At 69.9% G+C, this 18,173-nt stretch carries 16 protein-coding genes; 5 read left to right on the top strand and 11 right to left on the bottom strand.

The window, feature by feature from the left end; genetic code table 11:
• Position 1: 1 nt before the first annotated feature.
• From QO011_RS36090 to QO011_RS36065, 6 genes are read right to left on the bottom strand one after another with little or no spacing between them, the layout of a single operon-like run.
• Positions 2–751, bottom strand: coding sequence for an aspartate/glutamate racemase family protein (locus QO011_RS36090; RefSeq protein WP_307283449.1), 750 nt, complete (start codon positions 749–751; stop codon positions 2–4).
• A complete protein-coding gene (locus tag QO011_RS36085) occupies positions 733–2,124 on the bottom strand; it encodes an amidase (RefSeq protein ID WP_307283447.1) in 1,392 nt (463 codons plus the stop codon). The genes QO011_RS36090 and QO011_RS36085 overlap by 19 nt, the downstream gene beginning before the upstream one ends.
• Before the next feature lie 4 nt (positions 2,125–2,128).
• Positions 2,129–2,989: an ABC transporter permease gene (locus QO011_RS36080; protein ID WP_307283444.1), complete on the bottom strand. Its 861-nt coding sequence runs from the start codon at positions 2,987–2,989 to the stop codon at positions 2,129–2,131.
• On the bottom strand, positions 2,986–3,816 hold the full coding sequence (locus tag QO011_RS36075) for an ABC transporter ATP-binding protein (RefSeq protein ID WP_307283441.1): 831 nt from the start codon (positions 3,814–3,816) through the stop codon (positions 2,986–2,988). Before QO011_RS36075 ends, QO011_RS36080 begins: the two co-directional genes overlap by 4 nt.
• A gap of 9 nt (positions 3,817–3,825) precedes the next feature.
• Complete coding sequence (locus QO011_RS36070; RefSeq protein WP_307283438.1) at positions 3,826–4,680, bottom strand: ABC transporter permease; 855 nt, start codon at positions 4,678–4,680, stop codon at positions 3,826–3,828.
• A 24-nt stretch (positions 4,681–4,704) separates the two neighbouring features.
• On the bottom strand, positions 4,705–6,003 hold the full coding sequence (locus QO011_RS36065; RefSeq protein ID WP_307283435.1) for an ABC transporter substrate-binding protein: 1,299 nt from the start codon (positions 6,001–6,003) through the stop codon (positions 4,705–4,707).
• Between the two features lie 326 nt (positions 6,004–6,329).
• Between QO011_RS36065 and QO011_RS36060 the strand changes: the two genes are divergently transcribed.
• Positions 6,330–7,055: a GntR family transcriptional regulator gene (locus QO011_RS36060; protein ID WP_307283433.1), complete on the top strand. Its 726-nt coding sequence runs from the start codon at positions 6,330–6,332 to the stop codon at positions 7,053–7,055.
• Positions 7,056–7,387: 332 nt separating this feature from the next.
• Here the strand turns inward: QO011_RS36060 and QO011_RS36055 are convergent, their stop codons facing one another.
• Positions 7,388–8,944 (bottom strand): phosphoenolpyruvate carboxykinase, encoded by a 1,557-nt coding sequence (locus QO011_RS36055; protein ID WP_307283708.1) that lies wholly within the window; start codon positions 8,942–8,944, stop codon positions 7,388–7,390.
• A gap of 166 nt (positions 8,945–9,110) precedes the next feature.
• Positions 9,111–10,277, bottom strand: a complete 1,167-nt coding sequence (locus QO011_RS36050) for a serine hydrolase domain-containing protein (RefSeq protein WP_307283430.1) — start codon at positions 10,275–10,277, stop codon at positions 9,111–9,113.
• Between the two features lie 66 nt (positions 10,278–10,343).
• Here QO011_RS36050 and QO011_RS36045 point away from each other — a divergent pair, with 66 nt between their 5' ends.
• Positions 10,344–10,967, top strand: coding sequence for a TetR/AcrR family transcriptional regulator (locus tag QO011_RS36045; RefSeq protein ID WP_370882062.1), 624 nt, complete (start codon positions 10,344–10,346; stop codon positions 10,965–10,967).
• A gap of 34 nt (positions 10,968–11,001) precedes the next feature.
• Here the strand turns inward: QO011_RS36045 and QO011_RS36040 are convergent, their stop codons facing one another.
• The 3 genes from QO011_RS36040 to QO011_RS36030 form a co-directional block, all read right to left on the bottom strand.
• Positions 11,002–12,630 carry an NADP-dependent glyceraldehyde-3-phosphate dehydrogenase gene (locus QO011_RS36040; protein WP_307283423.1) on the bottom strand — a complete coding sequence of 543 codons (1,629 nt, stop codon included), beginning with the start codon at positions 12,628–12,630 and terminating at the stop codon, positions 11,002–11,004.
• Positions 12,631–12,817: 187 nt separating this feature from the next.
• Complete coding sequence (locus QO011_RS36035; RefSeq protein ID WP_307283421.1) at positions 12,818–13,783, bottom strand: C45 family autoproteolytic acyltransferase/hydrolase; 966 nt, start codon at positions 13,781–13,783, stop codon at positions 12,818–12,820.
• A 39-nt stretch (positions 13,784–13,822) separates the two neighbouring features.
• Entirely contained in the window at positions 13,823–14,533 is a 711-nt protein-coding gene (locus tag QO011_RS36030) for a phosphoribosyltransferase (protein WP_307283417.1), read from the bottom strand.
• A gap of 210 nt (positions 14,534–14,743) precedes the next feature.
• Between QO011_RS36030 and QO011_RS36025 the strand changes: the two genes are divergently transcribed.
• From QO011_RS36025 to QO011_RS36015, 3 genes are all read left to right on the top strand, one after another.
• Positions 14,744–15,376 carry an alpha-ketoglutarate-dependent dioxygenase AlkB gene (locus tag QO011_RS36025; protein WP_307283414.1) on the top strand — a complete coding sequence of 211 codons (633 nt, stop codon included), beginning with the start codon at positions 14,744–14,746 and terminating at the stop codon, positions 15,374–15,376.
• Between the two features lie 48 nt (positions 15,377–15,424).
• Complete coding sequence (locus QO011_RS36020) at positions 15,425–16,867, top strand: SNF2-related protein (protein ID WP_307283410.1); 1,443 nt, start codon at positions 15,425–15,427, stop codon at positions 16,865–16,867.
• A 258-nt stretch (positions 16,868–17,125) separates the two neighbouring features.
• Complete coding sequence (locus tag QO011_RS36015) at positions 17,126–17,890, top strand: hypothetical protein (RefSeq protein WP_307283407.1); 765 nt, start codon at positions 17,126–17,128, stop codon at positions 17,888–17,890.
• Positions 17,891–18,173: the final 283 nt, after the last annotated feature.

Below are 18,173 nucleotides of genomic sequence, written 5' to 3'. Positions count from 1 at the left end.
GTCAGACCTCAGCCTGCCCGAGACGAGCGGCGAGGGATGCGGACAAGCCGATCGATGCCTTCGGCGCCGGGCGCCTGAACGAGCCCATCAGGGCCTTGCGGGGTGCCAGCGCGACCAGCGCCTCCGCCTGCTTCACGGCCGCGGCGATCGGATCGATGATCGGGACCGGGATCCGCTCGCGCACTTTTCGCGCCAGCCCGGCCAGCGGCGCACCGGCGAAGATCATGGAATCGGCATCCTGGTCCCGGATGGCATGGCCGGCGAGCGTCACCAGCGCTTCCAGGTTCTCGTCCTGGACGTCGTCGATCGACGCGAACGACCGGTCGAGACCGTAGATGCCGGCGCAGCGCCCGAGCAGGCCGTGCATCTCGACGCAGTCGCGATACCAGCCGTTGAAGGCGGTCGAGAGCGCGACGAGGGCGAAGCGCTGGCCGAGCATGCAGGCCGTCAGCATCGCGGCTTCGGAAATGCCGATCACCGGGATGTCGAACAATTCGCGCGCGCCGAGCAGACCCGGATCGCCATAGGCGGCGATGATCACCGCATCGACGCCGGCATGCGCCTCCGCGATCATCTCGAGCGCGATTGCGCCGCCGATCTGCGCCTCGGCGCGGGTCGAGATATAGGGCACCCCGCGTGAGGCGGTCATGGGGACCAGGTCCGTGCCCGGCGCCGCCACCGCCCGGCCGGCCTCGACCATCAGGGTGGTGGCCGACAGGGTGGTGTTGGGGTTCAAGACCAGGATGCGCAAAAGACGTCTCCACGTTTGCCATTGCCGGGACGGCCGTCGTGCAAGCCCGAGCCCCGGCCGCGCTCCAGCCATGCCGCCGCGCGGAGAAGGCGCGCGTCCCGGCGCGTTCCGCCGACCAGCTGCACGCCGAGCGGCAGCCCGGCGGCGCCCGTCAGCAGCGGCAGGGTGATGGCCGGCGCTCCGATCAGCGTCCAGGTCGTCGCGAAGATCGGATCGCCGGTCCCCTCCGACACCAGGGGGGCGACACCGGGAGCGGCGAGCGTCAGGATGGCGTCATACGGCGCCGCCAGGGCGTCGAACGAGCGCCGCAGCTGGTCGCGCGCCGCCAGGGCGTCCAGAAGCGCCGTGGCGGCGAGCCCCTGCCCGCGCTCGATGATGCGCACCAGCACCTCGGCCATCCCGGCGCGCGCCCGGGCGAAATCTTCGTGATAGGCCTGGGCGATGCCGGCATCCATGATCACGCCCAGGATCTGCGCCGCGTCGTCGAAGGCGGCCGGCAGGTCGACGATCTCGACGGGGGTGCCCACCCCGGCCACGAAGGCCTCCAACGCGGCGCAGGCCTGCGGATCGGCGCGCTGCCAGTAGGGACCGCGCACGAAGGCCAGCCTGGGCGGCGGCTCATCCCGGAGGGCGGCCTCGGTCAGTCCCGCGGCCGAGGCTCCCAGGCTCTGCTCGTCGCCGATCTCCTCGCCGCCGATGGCCTCGACGACGAAGGCCGCGTCGGCGGCGTTGCGGGCAATGACGCCGGGATGGTCGAGGACGCTCGACTGCTTCAGGATGCCGGTGCGGGGCAGCAGGCCGAGGCTCGGCTTGTAGCCGACGACGCCGCAGAAGGACGCGGGCCGGATCGTCGAGCCGTTGGTCTGCGTCGAGAGCGCCACCGGCACCATGCCGGCGGCGACCGCGGCGGCGGAGCCGCTCGACGATCCGCCGGGCGTGCGGGCGGTGTCGTGCGGATTGCGCGTCGGCCCCGCGACGAAGACGGCATGCTCCGACGTCACGGTCTTGCCGAGGATGATCGCCCCGGCCGACCGCAGCCGCGCCACGACGGTCGCATCGGCGGCCGGCTGCCGCCCCCGATGGATCGGCGTGCCGTATTGCGTCGGCATGTCGGCGGTGTCGATGATGTCCTTGACGCCGACCGGCAGGCCATGGAGCGGGCCGGGCTCCGCGCCGCCTGCCCGGCGCGCATCCGCCCGCGCCGCCTCGGACATGGCCTTGTCGCGGTCCAGCCAGGCCCAGGCGCGGATCGCCGGCTCGCAGGCCTCGATCCTGGCGAGGCAGGCGGCCATGACGTCGGCGGCGCGATAGTCGCCGGAGCGCAGTCCCTTGACCAGGTCGCGCGCCGAAAGCTGCAACAGGGCGTTCGTCATCGGGTCACCGGCGCTGCGAAGGAGGAGCCCAGGCGAGCAGGCGGGCGAAGAGCCTGCTGATCGCCCAATAGCTGATCGAGGTGTAGAGGATGAACAGCAGCGCCACGAAGAACATGCGGTCGAGATAGGCGAACTGCTGGGCGTAGACGATGATGTAGCCGAGCCCCGACTGGGCTCCGAGATATTCGGCCCCGAGCACGGCGCTCCATCCGGCGCCGAGGCTGAGCAGGATGGTGGACCGCAGGGCCGGGAAGATCGCCGGCAGGATGACGGTCCGGTAGAGCATCAGGCGCGAGGCGCCGAGCGACCTGGCATTGTCGAGATAGATCGGCGGCACGTTGCGCACGGCGTTGACGGTGCCGGCGAAGACGATGACCGCGATGCCATAGGCGACGAACAGCACCTCGCCGAAGAAGGAGGTCCCGAACCAGAGCTGGAACAGCGGCACCATGGCGAGCAGCGGCAGGGTCCGCAGGAATTGCAGCGGCCAGTCGAACAGCCGGCGCGACCAGCGCGACCAGGAGATGGCCAGCCCCATGAGCAGGCCGCCGCCCCCGCCGAGCGCCAGGCCGAGCGACAATCGGCCGATCGTGTCGATCGAATGCGACAGGACCGACAGCAGCGCGGCGAGATAGGACCGCTCCGCGCCATCCCCGACCGCCGGGACCCCGAAGCCGCCCGGCCAATAGTCGGACAGGGCCAGGAACGTGTCGGTGAACAGGACCTGCCATCCCGCGACCATCGGTTCGCCGGGCTGGGCTTCGGCGGTGTAGACCATCGACAGGATCTGCCAGAGCCCGGCCAGCGCCAGGAAGACGAGGACGGAAATCCAGCGATCGCGCCGGGCGCCGGGCGTCGCAATCATGATCCGGCCTTCCCGCCGGCGACCGCCTGCATCGGCGCCGGCCGGCGTTCGAGGCCGAGATGGGCCAGCAGAGCGTGCTTGATCCCGACCATCTCCGGCAGCAGCAGGCTGTCGGTGGTGCGCGGCCGCTCTGTCGTGACCGAGAGATCGTCGACCTGCCGCCCGCTGTGAAACACCAGGATGCGGTCGGCCAGCGCCAGCGCCTCGTCGACGTCATGAGTGACGAACAGGACGGTGCGCCGCGCCGCCGCGCCGCCTTCGTCCCAGAGGTCGAGCAGGACCGATTGCAGCTGGTGGCGCGTGACATAGTCGAGCGCGCCGAACGGCTCGTCGAGCAGCAGGACGCTGCCGCCATTGGCGAACACCGTGGCGATCGCCACCCGCTTGAGCATGCCGCCGGACAATTCGCGCGGCCAGGCCCGCTCGACATGGGCGAGGCCGACGCGCTCGAGGTAGAGCCTGGCGATGTCGCGCCGCCGGGCGGCCGGGATCCCCCGGCATCTCAGGCCATATTCGACATTGTCGATGACGCGCATCCAGGGAAACACGCTGTCCTTCTGGAACACCATGCCGCGCTCGCGGCCCGGCCCCGAGATCTCCTTGCCCGCCACGGCGATCTGGCCATGCGAGGGGTCGAGCAGCCCCGCCACCATCTGAAGCAAGGTGCTCTTGCCGCAGCCGGACGGGCCGACGAGGCAGACGAACTCGCCCTCGCCGACGAGAAGCGAGATGTCGTCGACGGCCTTCACCACCTGGCCGTCCGCGCGCCTGAAGGAGCGGCTGACATGCACGAGCTCGATCATGCGGGACTTGGCGGAATTGGGCATGGGGAACCTCTAGCGCGCCGGAGCGCTCCACTGGGCGGTGCGGGCGATGGCGAAGGCGGCGAGCCCGTCGACGACGATGGCGGTCAGCCCGAGCACCAGGAGCGTCGCCATGATGCCCTGGGGATCGGTGGCGCCGGCCAGCACTTCGAGGACCTTGCCGATGCCCGATTGCGAGCCGAGCAGCTCGGCGATGGCCTCCAGGCCCCAGGCGCCGGCCAGCGCGATCCTGAGGCCGCCGAGGATCTCGGGGACGGTGGCGGGGATGAGGATGTCGCGGACCATCCGGCGCGGCGTCGCGCCGAGCGTGCGGGCATTGTCCTCGTAGACCGGGTCCAGATTGGTCGCGGCCCGCTGCGCGCAGACGTAGAGGATGACCACGACATAGAAGATGACCAGGCAGACCGCGCTGGCGCGCCCGACGCCGAACCAAATCAGCAGAAAGGGCGCGGCGACGAGGATCGGCACGGTGCCGGCGGTCATGACGACGGGATCGATGACGGCGCGGACCAGGCCGAAGCGGGCCGACACCAGCCCGGCGAGAACGCCGATCACCGAGCCGACCGCGACAGCCATGGCGACGTTCTCGGCGGTGTAGATCAGGTTGCCGTAGAGATTGGCCTCGCTGACCCCGTAATAGGACAGGGCCGGCGCCGACAGGAAATCGGAGAAGACGCGCTGCAGCACGCCCAGCGGCGTCGGCAGGATGATCGGCGGCAGGCCGAGCGTCAGCATCTGCCACACCGCGATGAACAGCACCACGCCGGCGATCCGCAGGGGATCGAGGACCGCCAGCGCGGTCCTCAAGCGGGAGAGGAGCGTCGCCCGTGGTGCGGACCGCATTTCCGGTCGGACAGCCGATGTCATGGGATCGCTCCTCCGCCGGACGCCCTATTGCGAAGCCGCGAGCGCCAGGCGATAGGCGTCCAGGAAGTCGTAGGCCGCGTAGAACGTCTTCGCCTTGCCGGCCAGGGCCTGCTTGTCCGGGGCCAGCGTCATGCCGGCGAGCTTCGCCATCAGGCCATCGGTCCTGGTCCGGTAGTCGACGAGCTGCCGCCAGATCGGGCCGCCCCAGACGACGTCGTCGGGCGTGATCTTGCCGGCCGGGATGATGCCGTGCGCTTCGAAATCCCGGATGATCGCGCTCCAGACATTGGCGTAGTAAACCGTGCTGGTCTTGTCGTCGTAATATTGCTTGTTGGCGTCGAACGCCGTGAACGGATGCAGGATCTCGACGGTGGCCTCGACCCCCTTGCCGTCGAGGCTGGTTCCGGCGAAGGAATTGAGATAGGGCGCCTGCAGCTCGTAGAGGGACGGATCGGCCTTGGTCGCATCGATGATCCGCCAGACCACCGACATGAATCTCAGCACGGTGTTCTGGTTGGCGTTGACATAGTCGGCATTGGCACCGAGGCCGACGATGCCGATCAGCGGCTCGATCGGCGAGTCGACGCCGCCGGGGCCGTGCTTGATCAGGTCGCCGATGTCGACGAGGTTGGTCCAGCCGGCCTGGCGTAGCGTGTAGACGATCGGCGCCCCTTCCGGATTGACGAAGTCCTCACGGCCGGCCTTGGCCAGGACCAGCGACTTGGCATCGTCGAGAACCTGCAGCTTGAACCCGGCGCCGGAGGTCTTGTTGAGATAGTCCTCGAAGGCCCGGTCGCTGAGCTGCGGCGCGCCGACCAGCGTCTTGCCCTTCAGCGGCGCAAGGGTCGCCTGCAGGGCCGCCTCGAAGCCCATGCCTTCGGCGATATGGTCCTTGAAGGTCTTCAGCTTGAGCCTGGGATTGGCCAGGATGGCGTTGGCGAGGAAATTGTCGGTGAAGCCGATGCATTTCAGCTTGGCGGCATCCTTGTAGGTCGGCAGCATCAGCGGGCAGAATTCGGAGATCAGATCGAGTTGCCCGTTGAGCAGCAGGGTCGTGACGTTGGAATCATTGGCTTTCAGTCCGTAGGGCGCCGGATCGAAGCTGATGCCGACATCGGTGAACCAGCCCTTCTTCATGCCGATGATGTAGAATGTGTTGTCGGCATAGGGACGCATGCCGAACTTGATCGTCGCCGCGGGAATTGCGACGCCGGCCTCGGGCGCGGCGGGGACGAACCTGTCCTGCGCCGCCGCGGGCTGGAGCGCGGCCAGCGCCGTCAGGCCGAGGAGGCCGGCGGCGATCGTCTGGAAGAACGTCTTCATTGCGGTCTCCTGCTGTCAGGGGCGTCGCCCCCGGATGCATTGCGTCGTGCCCCGCCGGCCGCGGAAGCCCTGGCGGCGGATCTGCCGAAAGCGCTGGGCCGAACGGGACGAGGCCTGCTCTCGGGCGATCCCGCCCCCGTCGGCTGCGATGACGCAGAACGCACCTGCATCGATCGTGCCAAGATTCACCTCGGAATTATCGTATTGATATAAAAGGAATTTTTGTGATATTGATGGATTAATGAATTCATTTTCCGACATTTTTGCATTCAAAAATATCGGAAACCATTCGAATTGCTCAAGATTTGCGCAGGGTGGCTGAAACCGTGGCGACAGGTGACGACGTGGACGAGGCTGCGACAACCGGGCACCCAGCGCCGGCCGTGGAGAAGCGGGCCGCCCGGCAGCGCCCCCTGCATGAAGCGGTGGTGGATCGGCTGCGCGACATGATCATCGAGGGCGATCTTCGCGTCGGCGACAGGTTGCACGACCTCAACCTGGCCGAGACGCTCAACGTGTCACGCACGCCGGTCCGCGAGGCCATCAAGCTCCTGGCGACGGAAGGGCTGGTCGACCTCCTGCCGGGGCGCGGCGCCCGCGTCGCGGCCCTGTCGGCCCAGACGGTCGGCGAGCTGCTGGAAGTCATCGGCGGGATCGAGCGCCATGCCTGCGAGCTGGCCGCCGAGCGCCTGACATCCCGCGACCTCGCCCGGCTGCAGCGCATGCACGAGCGCATGGCCGGCTATCACCGGGCCGGCGATCTCCACGCCTATTTCAAGCTGAACAACGAGATCCACGTCGCCATCGTCGCCGCCGCCAAGAACGCCACCCTGGCGGCCACCCATGCCGCGCTGATCCTCAAGGCCCGGCGCGGCCGTCACACCGCCCTGGCTTCCCAGGCCCGCTGGGCCGAGGCCATGGCCGAGCACGATCTCCTGATGCAGGCCCTCGCCGCGCGCGACGGCCGCAAGGCCGGCGAGATCATGCTGCAGCACGACCTGCGCACCAGGGCCGTGGTCCGGCAGATCCTGCAGGCTTCGGAGGGGCGATAGGGGGTGGCGAACAATGCCGGGTGTACGCAGGAGGGTTGAGCGAGACGCGCCCGTATCGAACTGGGCGCGACGCGTGCGTCTTCCCTCCCCCTTGCGGGGAGGGATAAAGGGTCGGGGTCGTGCAAAATGAGGCGAATCTGCCTGCAAAAGGCACGCTGCGACACACGCCGCGCCCTATCCTGATGGACCCCCATCCCTTACCCTTCCCCGCAAGGGGGAAGGGAGCGGCCGACGTCGCGGTCGATTTAGTTGTCCCCGGACGACGCCTAACAACTCGCAATCACCCGCTGGGCTGCGGGCCCGCGTAGCAGCCATCAGGCAGGTCCTTCGCCCTACCCCGCCGTCAGCACCGCATCCGCGGCGTCGAACGTCACCGCCCCCTCGAAGCGGGCGAAGTTCTGCACGAACATGCCGACCAGCTTCCTGGCCTGGGCGTCGTAGCCCGCCTTGTCCGACCACGTCTTGAAGGGGTCGAGCACGTGCTTGGGCACGCCGGGAACATCGGTCGGCACCTTGAAGCCGAAATAGCGGTCGGTGCGGAAGGCGCCCCGGGCCAGCGAGCCGTCGAGGGCGGCGTTGAGCAGGGTGCGCGTCCAGACGATCGGCATGCGCCGGCCGACGCCGTAGGCCCCGCCGGTCCAGCCGGTGTTGACCAGCCAGCAGTCGACCTCGTGCCGGCGGATCAGGTCGCGCAGCAGCGTGGCGTAGACCGCGGGATGGCGCGGCAGGAACGGCGCGCCGAAGCAGGCCGAGAAGGTCGGCTGCGGCTCGGTGACGCCGCGCTCGGTGCCGGCGACCTTGGCGGTGAAGCCGGAGAGGAAGTGGTAGATCGCCTGGTCCGCCGTCAGCCTGGCGATCGGCGGCATCACGCCGAAGGCATCCGCGGTCAGCATCACCACGTTCTTGGGATGACCTGCCTGGCCCGTGGCCGAGGCGTTGGCGATGAAGTGCAGGGGATAGGCCGCCCGGGTGTTCTCGGTCTTGCGGTCGTCGTCGAAGTCGATGTGCCGCCCGGACCGCCCCATGGCGACGTTCTCCAGCACCGTGCCGAAGCGCTGCGTCGCCGCGTGGATCAGCGGCTCCTCCTCGGCCTTGAGCCTGATGGTCTTGGCGTAGCAGCCGCCCTCGAAGTTGAAGATGCCGTTGCCGCTCCAGCCATGCTCGTCGTCGCCGATCAGCGTGCGGTCGGGCGAGGCCGACAGCGTGGTCTTGCCCGTGCCGGACAGGCCGAAGAACACGGCCGAGCCGCCCTCCGCCCCGGCATTGGCCGAGCAGTGCATCGGCATCACCCCGAGGCCAGGCAGCCGGTAGTTCAGCATGGTGAACACCGACTTCTTCATCTCGCCGGCATAGGCGGTGCCGCCGATCAGCACGATGCCGTTGGCGAGGTCGCAGGCGACCACCGTCTCCGAGCGGCAGCCGTGCCGCTCCGGGTCGGCCTTGAAGCTCGGCAGGTCGATGATGGTCAGGTCCGGCCAGAAGCCGGCCAGCTCGGCCGCCTCGGGCCGGATCAGGAGGTTGCGGATGAACAGGCTGTGCCAGGCGAGCTCGGTATAGACGCGGACATTGATGCCATAGGCCGGATCGGCGCCGCCGCGCAGGTCCTGCATGAACAGTTCCTTGCCGGTGGCGTGCCAAAGCATGTCGGCCAGCAGGCGGTCGAACGCCTCGCGGCTCACGGCGTTGTTGTTGTCCCACCACACCGTGCTCTCGGTCGCGGCCTCGCGCACCACGAACTTGTCCTTGGGCGAGCGGCCGGTATGGGAGCCGGTCTCGACCACGAGGGCGCCGCCTTCGCTGATGCGCCCTTCCCGCCGCCGGATCGCCTCCTCGTAGAGGCTCGGCTCGTCCAGGTTCGCATGCAGCGCGGCCAGGTTGTTGAAGTGAATCGGGTCGTCCCGCTCGTCCTGCCCGCCGCCGATGATCCGAAGAGTCAAAACGCGTCCTCCGATTGCTGGCCCGGTTCCGCCGGCCGATCCTAAGACCTTATTCAGAGCGCCGGGCGCCGTCCACCGTTGGTATCGATCACGCTGAACGGCGCCGAGGACAGGATGCTCAGCCGTAGACCGCGTCGCGAATCGCGCCGGGATAGGCGCCCGACATGCCCTCGAAAGCGGTGTTGGTGAGCGCCACGACGCTCAGCCGCCGCGCCGGGTCGACGAACCAGCTGTGACCGTAGGCGCCGCCCCATTGCAGCGTCCCCTTCGACTGCGGCGTGCCGGCCGCCGCCGGGTCGTCCAGCACGGCCCAGCCGAAGCCGAAGCCCCAGCCGGGGCCTTGCGTCTCGGCCTGCGTCCCGACCTGGTCGCGCATCATCTCGGCCACCGTGCCGGACCGCAGGATCGATCCGCCGCCCCGGCGGATGGTCTCCAGGAAGGCGAGGATGTCCCCGGCGCTCCCGACCATGCCGGCGCCGCCCGAGGGATAGGCGGTGGGGTCGAACGCCCGGCCCGGCGCGAAGCGCACGGCGCCGTCCCAGAGCGGCACCACAACGCCGTCCGCCATCCGCGCCGGCTCCGGCGCCCCGTCGGCATAGGCGGCGGCCAGCCGCGCCGGGTCGGTGACGGCAAAGCCGCTGTCCGCCAGGCCGAGCGGCCCGGTGACGAGCTCGGCGACGAGCTGCGGCAGGCTCTTGTCCCCGGCGGCTTCGAGCACGGCGCCGATGACGTCGAGGCCGAGCGAGTAGCGCCAGGCCGCGCCGGGCGGCGTGGCGAGCGGCGCCTGCGCCAGGCGACGCAGGTTCTCGGCGAGGCCGAAGCCGGGAAGGTCGAGCCCGTCGGAGATGCCGAGGCTGTGATAGGCGCTGCCCTCGGGCTCGAAGAAGCCGTAGCTCAGCCCCGCCGTGTGGGTGAGCAGGTGGCGCAGAAGGATGACGGGCTCGCTCCCGTCCGCCAGGCGCGGCCGGAAGTCCGGCAGCCAGCGCGTCACCGGATCGTCGAGGCCGAGCCGACCCGTCTCGACCAGCCGCATCGCCGCGGCGGTCACGATCGGCTTGGTGATCGAAGCCAGGCGGAAGATCGTATCCACGCGCATCGGCGTGCCGCTCTCGCGGTCGGCGAGCCCGGCGGCGCCGGCATGGACGATCTCGCCGTCGCGGGCGACCAGCGTCACCGCGCCGACGATGCGCTTCTCCGCCAGGGCGCGGCCGACGGCGGCGTCAACACGGGCGGCAAGCTCCGTATCGGCGGCCGGAGCAAGGGAACGGGCTGGGGATGTAGGCATGGCACCGTGCTTCCTATATAATGAGTGACCGCTCCTTAATATCCGATGCCGGAGGATAATTCTAGAGTGATCATTGTGAAAAATGAGGCGCGGCCGCGCGGCCGCCCCCGCGCCTTCGACCGCGACCGGGCGCTGGCGGTGGCGGCGCGGGCCTTCTGGGATCGCGGCTACGAGGGCGTGTCGATCGCCGACCTCACGGCTGCCATCGGCATCACGCCGCAGAGCCTCTATGCCGCGTTCAAGTCCAAGGCGGACCTCTACCGCGAGTCGATCGCCTGGTATCAGGCCGGGATCGGCGCTCCCACCGCCCGGCTGCTGGCGGAGGAGCCGAGCGCGGTCGTCGCCTTCACCCGCGTGCTGGAGGAGATCGCCCGCCGCTTCACCCGGCCCGACCAGCCGCACGGCTGCATGGTGTCGACGGCCGTGCTGACCTGCGCCGCCGAGAACGAGCCGGTCGCCGAGCACGTCTCGTCCCTCAGGACCCGGGCGATCGCGGCCTTCCGCGCGCGGATCGAGAAGGCGGTGGCCGAAGGCGAGCTGCGCGGGGACACCGACGCGGCCGCGCTCGCCCGCTTTCTCGGCGCCGTCATCCAGGGCCTCTCGGTGCAGGCCCTGGACGGGGCTGATGAAGCCGAGCTCCTCCCCGTCGCCCGCATCGCCGCCGCCGAGGTCGCCCGCCACCGCGCCTGAGGCGGGCGGCGGGATCGAAGGCCGGCCTCGCCGCTCAGAAGATGAAGCCGGTATGGATGAACTTCGAGGTGCGGTCGCGGACGATGCCGTCGAGCAGCGCCTCGTTGCTCTCGGTCTTCTTAGTCGCGATCATCGAGCGGATCGAGAAGGAGCGCAGCGCATCGGTCACCGACAGCGTGCCCTCCGCCGAATCCTTGCGGCCGGTGAAGGGGAACACGTCGGGGCCGCGCTGGCACTGGCAGTTGATGTTGACGCGGCAGACCTGGTTGACCAGCGGATCGACCAGCGTGCCCACCAGCTCCGGGCTGGCGCTGAAGATCGAGACCTGCTGGCCGTGGTCGGAGGTGATGACGTAGTCGAGCGCCGTCTCGATGTCGTCGAACGGCATGACGGGCACGATCGGGCCGAACTGCTCCTCGCGATAGAGCTTCATGCCCTCGGCGACGGGGTAGACCACCGCCGGATGGAAGAAGGTGGCCGAGCTCTCTCCACCCCCCGCGTTGACCACGCGGGCGCCCTTGGCCTTGGCGTCCTCGACGCATTCGGTCATGTACGCGGTCTTGGCGAGGTCGGGCAGCGGCGTGATGCTGACGCCCTTGTCCCAGGGCATGCCGAACTTCAGCTTGTCGAGCTCCTCGACGAAGCGCTCCAGGAAGCGATCGGCGATCGAGCGGTGCACGATCAGCATCTTGAGCGCGGTGCAGCGCTGGCCGTTGAAGGAGAGCGCGCCGAGCAGGCACTCCTTCACGGCGAGCTCGATATCGGCGTCGGGCAGCACGATGGCGGCGTTCTTGGCGTCGAGGCCGAGGATGGCGCGCAGCCGGTTCACCTTGGGGTGCAGCTTCTTGAGATGGTCGGCGACCTTGCTGGAGCCGATCAGGGTCAGCGCCGTCACCTTGCCGGATTCCAGGAGGTGCGGCACGATCTCCGAGCCCTTGCCGTAGACCATGTTGATCACGCCCGGCGGGAAGGCGCTGCGGAAGGCTTCCAGCAGCGGCTGGAACAGGAGCACGCCGAAGCGCGGCGGCTTGAACACCATGGTGTTGCCCATGATCAGCGCCGGGATCAGCGTGGCGAAGGTCTCGTTGAGCGGGTAGTTGTACGGCCCCATGCACAGCACCACGCCGAGCGGCGTGCGCCGGATCTGGCCGATGGTGCCCTCGACCACGCGGAAGCGCGAATTGTCGTTGTCGAGGTCGCGCAGCGCGTCGATGCTGGCGCGGATATACTCGACGGTGCGGTCGAACTCCTTCTCCGAGTCCGGCAGCGTCTTGGCGATCTCCCACATGATCAATTCGACGATCTCGCGCCGGCGCGCCACCATCTGCGCCACGAAGCTCTTCATGCAGGCGATGCGCTCGACCACCGGCATGGTCGGCCAGGCGCCGCGGCCGCTGTCATAGGCCGCCACCGCGGCCTCGAGCGCCTCCTGCGCCTCGGCGATGCCGCCCTGCGGCACGCTGCCGATCTCAACCGGCGTCAGCGCGCCGTCGGGCCCGCGCAGGTGGATCGGCGAGACCACCGCCTGGCGCGGTCCGTTCCACGGCTTCAGCTGCCCGTTCACCAGGACCACGTCCTGATGGATCTCGGCAGGCAGGCGATGCTCGGCCGGGACATCCTCGGCCCGCGGGAACAGGGCGGCCAGTTGCGGGGATTGGGTCATGCACGGATCTCCACCTTCGGACGGGCGCCGCACGAGCCGCGCCCGTGGCGCATGCTACGCCGGGAAAGCCCAGAGTTCGATGACAGAGCCGACGAAGTCTCCTGCTGGGCGCGGGCATCTCGCATGCAGCGGCGTCATGGCGGAGCCGGCGGCGATCTCCGATCTCCAATATCTGATCTTTGATCATTCATCCCTGCGCCTCGCCATAGTCGTGCCGATAGGCTCCCTCCTCGAACCGGGCGAAGCTCTGGCCCCAGATCTTGCCTGGCCAGATATAGTCGACGCGACCCGCCGCCGGCCGATAGACTGCGGAGTAGACGGTCGCGGCACCGCCCTGCCGCACATGCACGGGCGGCTCCAGGAACCGGCGCACCAGGTCCGCCAGGCTGGCGCCGGGAGCCGCAAGCCCGTCGAGCAGGGCCTGCTGCCGCACGACCGAGCCGGATCGCGCAAGCGCCTCCTCCTGATGGTTCGTGCAGGCCAGGGCCTCGGACACCGCCGGCACGCGGTCGGGGCCCAGGAACAGGATGGCATGGCCGCCCGTCCGGTCCAGCAGCACCACGTTCTGCGATTGGGCGACCGGGATCGTCTTCAGCATCTCGACGGCTTCGGCCACGCGGCTGCAGGTCTCCAGCACGCAGCGCAGCATCAGGATGATGGAGAATCCGAGGCCCTGCGCCCGCCCTCCGCCATGGGCCAGGCTGGCGACGAGCCCGTCTTCGTTCATGCCGTCGAGCAGGCCGCCCCAGGGGCGCTGCGCCTTGCCGATCACCCGGCGTCCCGACCAGGCGGTCAGCTCGAAACGGTCCGAGACGATGTCCAGCGGATAGTCGTAGTTGCGCACGAGCGCCGGACCGTCCCCGCCGAGCCAGATCGCCTGGCTGCAGCCGTGAGCCACGGGAGCCGGGCGATACTGGCTCAGGATGCGGTGGGCGAGCTCGTCGTCGCCGACCAGGGCGCAGACGCGGTCGTAGTGCGGCAGGAGCTCAGGCATGTGCCGCCGCAGGGCCGTCCGGCACTCGGCTGCGGTCGGCCGATCCGCCGGCCCCCGCCCGCGATACCAGCGCTCCGCCTCCTCCCGCCCGGCGCGGAAGCGGGCGAGCCATGCCGGTCCCGGCTGATCCTCCCGCTCGGCGACGAATTGCTTCCACAAGAGGCGCGTGTCCCATCCTGCTGCGGCCGGACGATCATCCTACGTCCGGCGCGCGTCCGCGGCCAGGGGGGCTCCGGCCGCCCGGCTGCCCGGCCGGGCCGCGCGCGCCTGCCGGAGCAGGCGGACGACCTCGGCATCCCCGGTCTGGCCGAAATCCTCGTAGTGGAGGCCGACGGCATGGAAGGGCTCGGGGCTGGCGAGGCAGGCGATCTCGTCGCATTCGCCGGCCAGCGCTTCGAGCGTGTCCTGCGGCGCCAGCGGCACGGCGAGGACGAGGCGGCGCGGCCGGCCCAGCCGGATGCCGCGCAGGGCCGCCTTGACCGTGGCGCCGGTGGCGATGCCGTCGTCGACGACGATCACCGTCCGCCCCAGGACCGGCAGGGCCGGCTCCGTGCCCTGGTAGAGGCGCCGGCGGCGCTCGATCTCGGCGAGCTGGCGCTCCTGCGCCTCCTCGACATAGCCCGGCGGCAGCCGGGCGAACTCGATCAGCGCCTCGTTGAGCACGAGCTGCGGGTCGGCGCCCTCGACCACCGCGCCGATCGCCAGCTCCTCGTGGCCGGGCATGCCGATCTTGCGCACCAGCAAGACGTCGAGCGGCGCCGCGAGCGCCGTCGCCACCTCGAAGCCGACGGGCACTCCGCCCCGCGGCAGCGCCAGCACCAGCGGGTCCTCGCCGCCGAGATGGGCGAGCGCCTCGGCGAGGCGCCGGCCGGCCTCGCGCCGGTTGCGGAACAGCGCGTCGCCGATCATGGCAACCCCGCCTGCCCGCTCCAGCGCTCGCCAATCGCCAGGGCGGTGGCGGTGTCCTCGCGCATGGCCATGATCTGAAGGAAAGTCATCCCTGCGCCCTCGTTGCCTTGCCTTGCAACCGGCGGCGACGGCGAAAGTTCCGGCACGAAGGACCCGCCGCCCGCCGCGCCCCCGCTTTGCCGCCGCCGGGCGCCGCACTATCTCTGGCGGATGTCCCGTTCCCGACCGCAGGCGACGCAGCCCGAATCCCAGGCCGATCTCTTCGGCGCCGCGCCCGCGCTGCCGCAGGGATTCCTCTACCGGCCCGCCTTCATCGGCGCGGACGAGGAGGCCGAGCTGGTCGGCCGGCTGCAATCCCTGCCCTTCGCGCCGTTCGACTTTCAGGGCCACCTCGCCAATCGCCGCGTCGTCGGCTTCGGCTACCGCTACGACTATGAGCGCCGCCGGCTGGTCGAGGCCGCCGGAATCCCGCCGTTCCTGCATGGGCTGCGGGACAGGGCGGCCGCGGTCGCCGGCCTGCCGGCGACGGATTTCGTCCAGGTGCTGATCAACGAGTACCGGCCCGGCGCCGGCATCGGCTGGCATCGCGACAAGCCGCATTTCGAGGCGGTCGCCGGCGTCTCGCTGTGCGCGCCCTGCAGCTTCCGCCTGCGCCGGCAGGAGGGCGATACGTGGCAGCGCCGGACCATCGTCGCCGAGCCCCGATCGCTCTACGTCATGACGGGCCCGGCCCGGAACGAATGGGAGCACAGCATCCCGCCCGTCGACGCGCACCGCTATTCCATCACCCTGCGCACGCTCCGTCCCGGGATCGCCGGCGGGATTCCGACCGAGCCGGATTGACGGCATGCGGGCTCGACGGACTCGGCCCATTCGTGCTGGGTTGCGCCGATGCCCCGCTCCGCTCCTGTCGATGCTCCCGTCTTCGTCCCGCGCCCGCACCAGGCGGCGGCGCGCGACGCCATGCTGCGCGCCCGGGCCGAGGGCCGCCCCGGCTTCCTGCTCGGCGACCTCACCGGCCTCGGCAAGACCCTGTCGGCCTGGCTGGCGGTCGCCGCCATGCCCGAGACCGAGGTCCTGGTCATCTGCCCCAAGGGCGCCATCCCGCAATGGCGGCGGACGATCGCCGGCTCGCCGCGCACCGGCAAGGCGGTGACGATCCTCAACTATGAACGGACCAAGTCCCTGCTGGCCCCGCCGGCCGTCAGCACGAGGCGCTCGGTGCGGGCCAAGAACAACGAGCTGGCCCGCCACGGCCGGCCGAAGCGGACCTGGCCGATCGTGGTGATCGACGAGAGCCACCGCATCCGCAACCCGGCCTCCCAGCAGGGCCTGGTCTGCCGGCAGATGGCCGCGGCGGCGGGTTTCACCATCTATATGAGCGCGACCGCCGGCCAGTCGCCGCACGAATTGTCCTATCTCGGCAGGCTCCTGGCCTTCGCCACCGGCGGCGAGGGCGGCGACCTCGACGAGTTCCGCGTGCTGATGAAGCGCCTCAGGATCGGACGGGCCAAGGGGCGCTGGAAGAACTGGGGCTGGGAGCCGAACGAGCGCGACCGCACGGTCATGTCGGACCTGCTCTACAAGGGCGCCCGCGCCATCGGCCTGCGCCGCCGGCCGGAGGAGATCGCCGGCTGGCCCGAGGTGCAGCGCGAGCTGGCGCCGACCGCGCTCGATGCCGCCAGCCGCCGCCTCTACGAAGCGACCTGGCGCGAGTTCCGGCGCGAGCTGGGCCTCGCCGGCGGCAGCACCCGCCGCCCCACCGGCTGGGCCGCGGACCTGCGCTTCCGGCAGAAGGCCAGCCTGATCCGCATCGCCGGCACGGCCGACTTCGCCGACGACCTGCTGGCCAACGGCCAGCAGGTCGCCCTCTCCGTCGCCTTCCTGGAGACCAGCGCCATGCTGGCGGAGGCGCTGCGGGGCAAGGGCTGGACCGTCGGCGAGATCAACGGCGAGCGGACGGGCGAGGCCAACGAGGAGACCCGCATCGCCTTCCAGACCGGACGGCTCGACGCCGTGGTCTTCACCGTGACGGAATCGATCTCGCTGCACCGGGGCGAGCTGCCCGGCGGGGACCGGGAGCGCTCGCTGGTGGTGCACGACATGCGCCACAGCGCCATCCAGCTGGCGCAGATCGAAGGCCGCTGCCATCGCGACGGCCAGCGGGCGGTGATCTACTACACCTATGCCGAGGCCACGGTGGAGGAGACCATCGCCGCCACCGTCATCGCCCGCATGGCCTCGATGGACGCCATGGCCGGCGACGACACGGCCATGCTCGACGCCATCGCCGGCATCATCGAAGCCTCGAGCGGGCAGGCCGACGCGGCCTGAGCCACGCCCGGCTCCGATCAGGTGCGCAGCGGGGTCTTGATCCCGCGCCGCCGAGAGCTTCGGGCCTTGGCGTCGACGCCGGCCAAAAGCTGGTCGAGAATCGCATCGGGGATAACAGGCTCTCTGCGTCGGGCCATGGGGGATCTCCATGCTTCCCAATATGCCCAACCCGCGCGCGAAATTCCTGATAGTCCTATCGCCTGCGCTCTCGAACGTCCTTGGCCCGCCCCGAACCCCGCCCTCACGGGAGTCTGTCTCATGCGAAACGAACTTGCCGCGCCGATCGCGGGTCTCGGCCTTGTCATCCTGGCCAGCGTTTGGGCCGCAGTGGCGAGCGCCGGGACGGTCGACGCCAGCCGCCTGCTGCATGTCGCCGACACGGCAGCAAAGCCCGCGGCTGAGAACGCGGCTTCCGCCGCGCCGACACAGCTCGAGGCCGAGGAGGTCAGCATGAGCGATCTGCCCATGCCGGCGAACCACGCGGCGTACGATTCCAGTGCGGGGCCGTACCGCCGCGACCTCTACACCAGCGTCCCCGCCGACGTCGCTTCGGTCCTCGCCTTCTATCGCCGCGAGCTCGATAAGCGCAGTTGGAAGGAGCAGCCGGGCGCAGTGGTCAGCGCGGAAGCGGCGACGATCGCTTTCGTTTCACCCAAGGGCCCGGCGATGCTCAAGCTCGCCGCCCAGGACGGCGGGACCAGCGTGTCGCTCGTCGCCCTCGACCGCGCCGAGGCGGAGAAGGACGGCTTGGCGCCGAAGCAGGGCCAGGCGAAGGTGGAGTTCAGCAACGCCTCCCACGGGGATGCGGTCTTCTCCGTCAACGAACAGACGGTCAAGATCGCGGCCTGGCCGCGCGAGACAGCCCGCGAGCTCCGGACGATCGATCTGCCGCCCGGGAAGTACAAGATCGTGGTCGAGATCGTCGGCAGCCCCGCGCAGAGCGTGGAGACGACGGTCGGGGCGGACGAGACCTGGGACCTGTCCGTCAGCCTGCTCCGCCTCCAGCTGGAGCATATCTACTGAGCCCTTGGCCCTGTCGGGCAGATCAGCGACGCGGCCTGATGGACGGCTCGATTGCTGTTGTTGCCGGAGTCCCGCGCGGCGCGGTCGGCGAGGTTCGCGCTCGGACTTTCGGCGGCCGACTTACGATCGTCGCTCAAGGGTCGATTCCGGACATTTCTGCGGGACCCGAGTGTCAGACTTTCGCCATTGGAGCAAAACGCGTTCATGCATAAGCGCGTTTGCTCTCACTCCTTGGTTTCGACGCATCTTTGCGAGTCTTGCCAAGTCCGGCAAATCGCAAAGC

This window comes from Labrys wisconsinensis (assembly GCF_030814995.1).
GTDB lineage: Bacteria > Pseudomonadota > Alphaproteobacteria > Rhizobiales > Labraceae > Labrys > Labrys wisconsinensis.
This window is presented reverse-complemented; position numbering and strand designations above follow the sequence as displayed.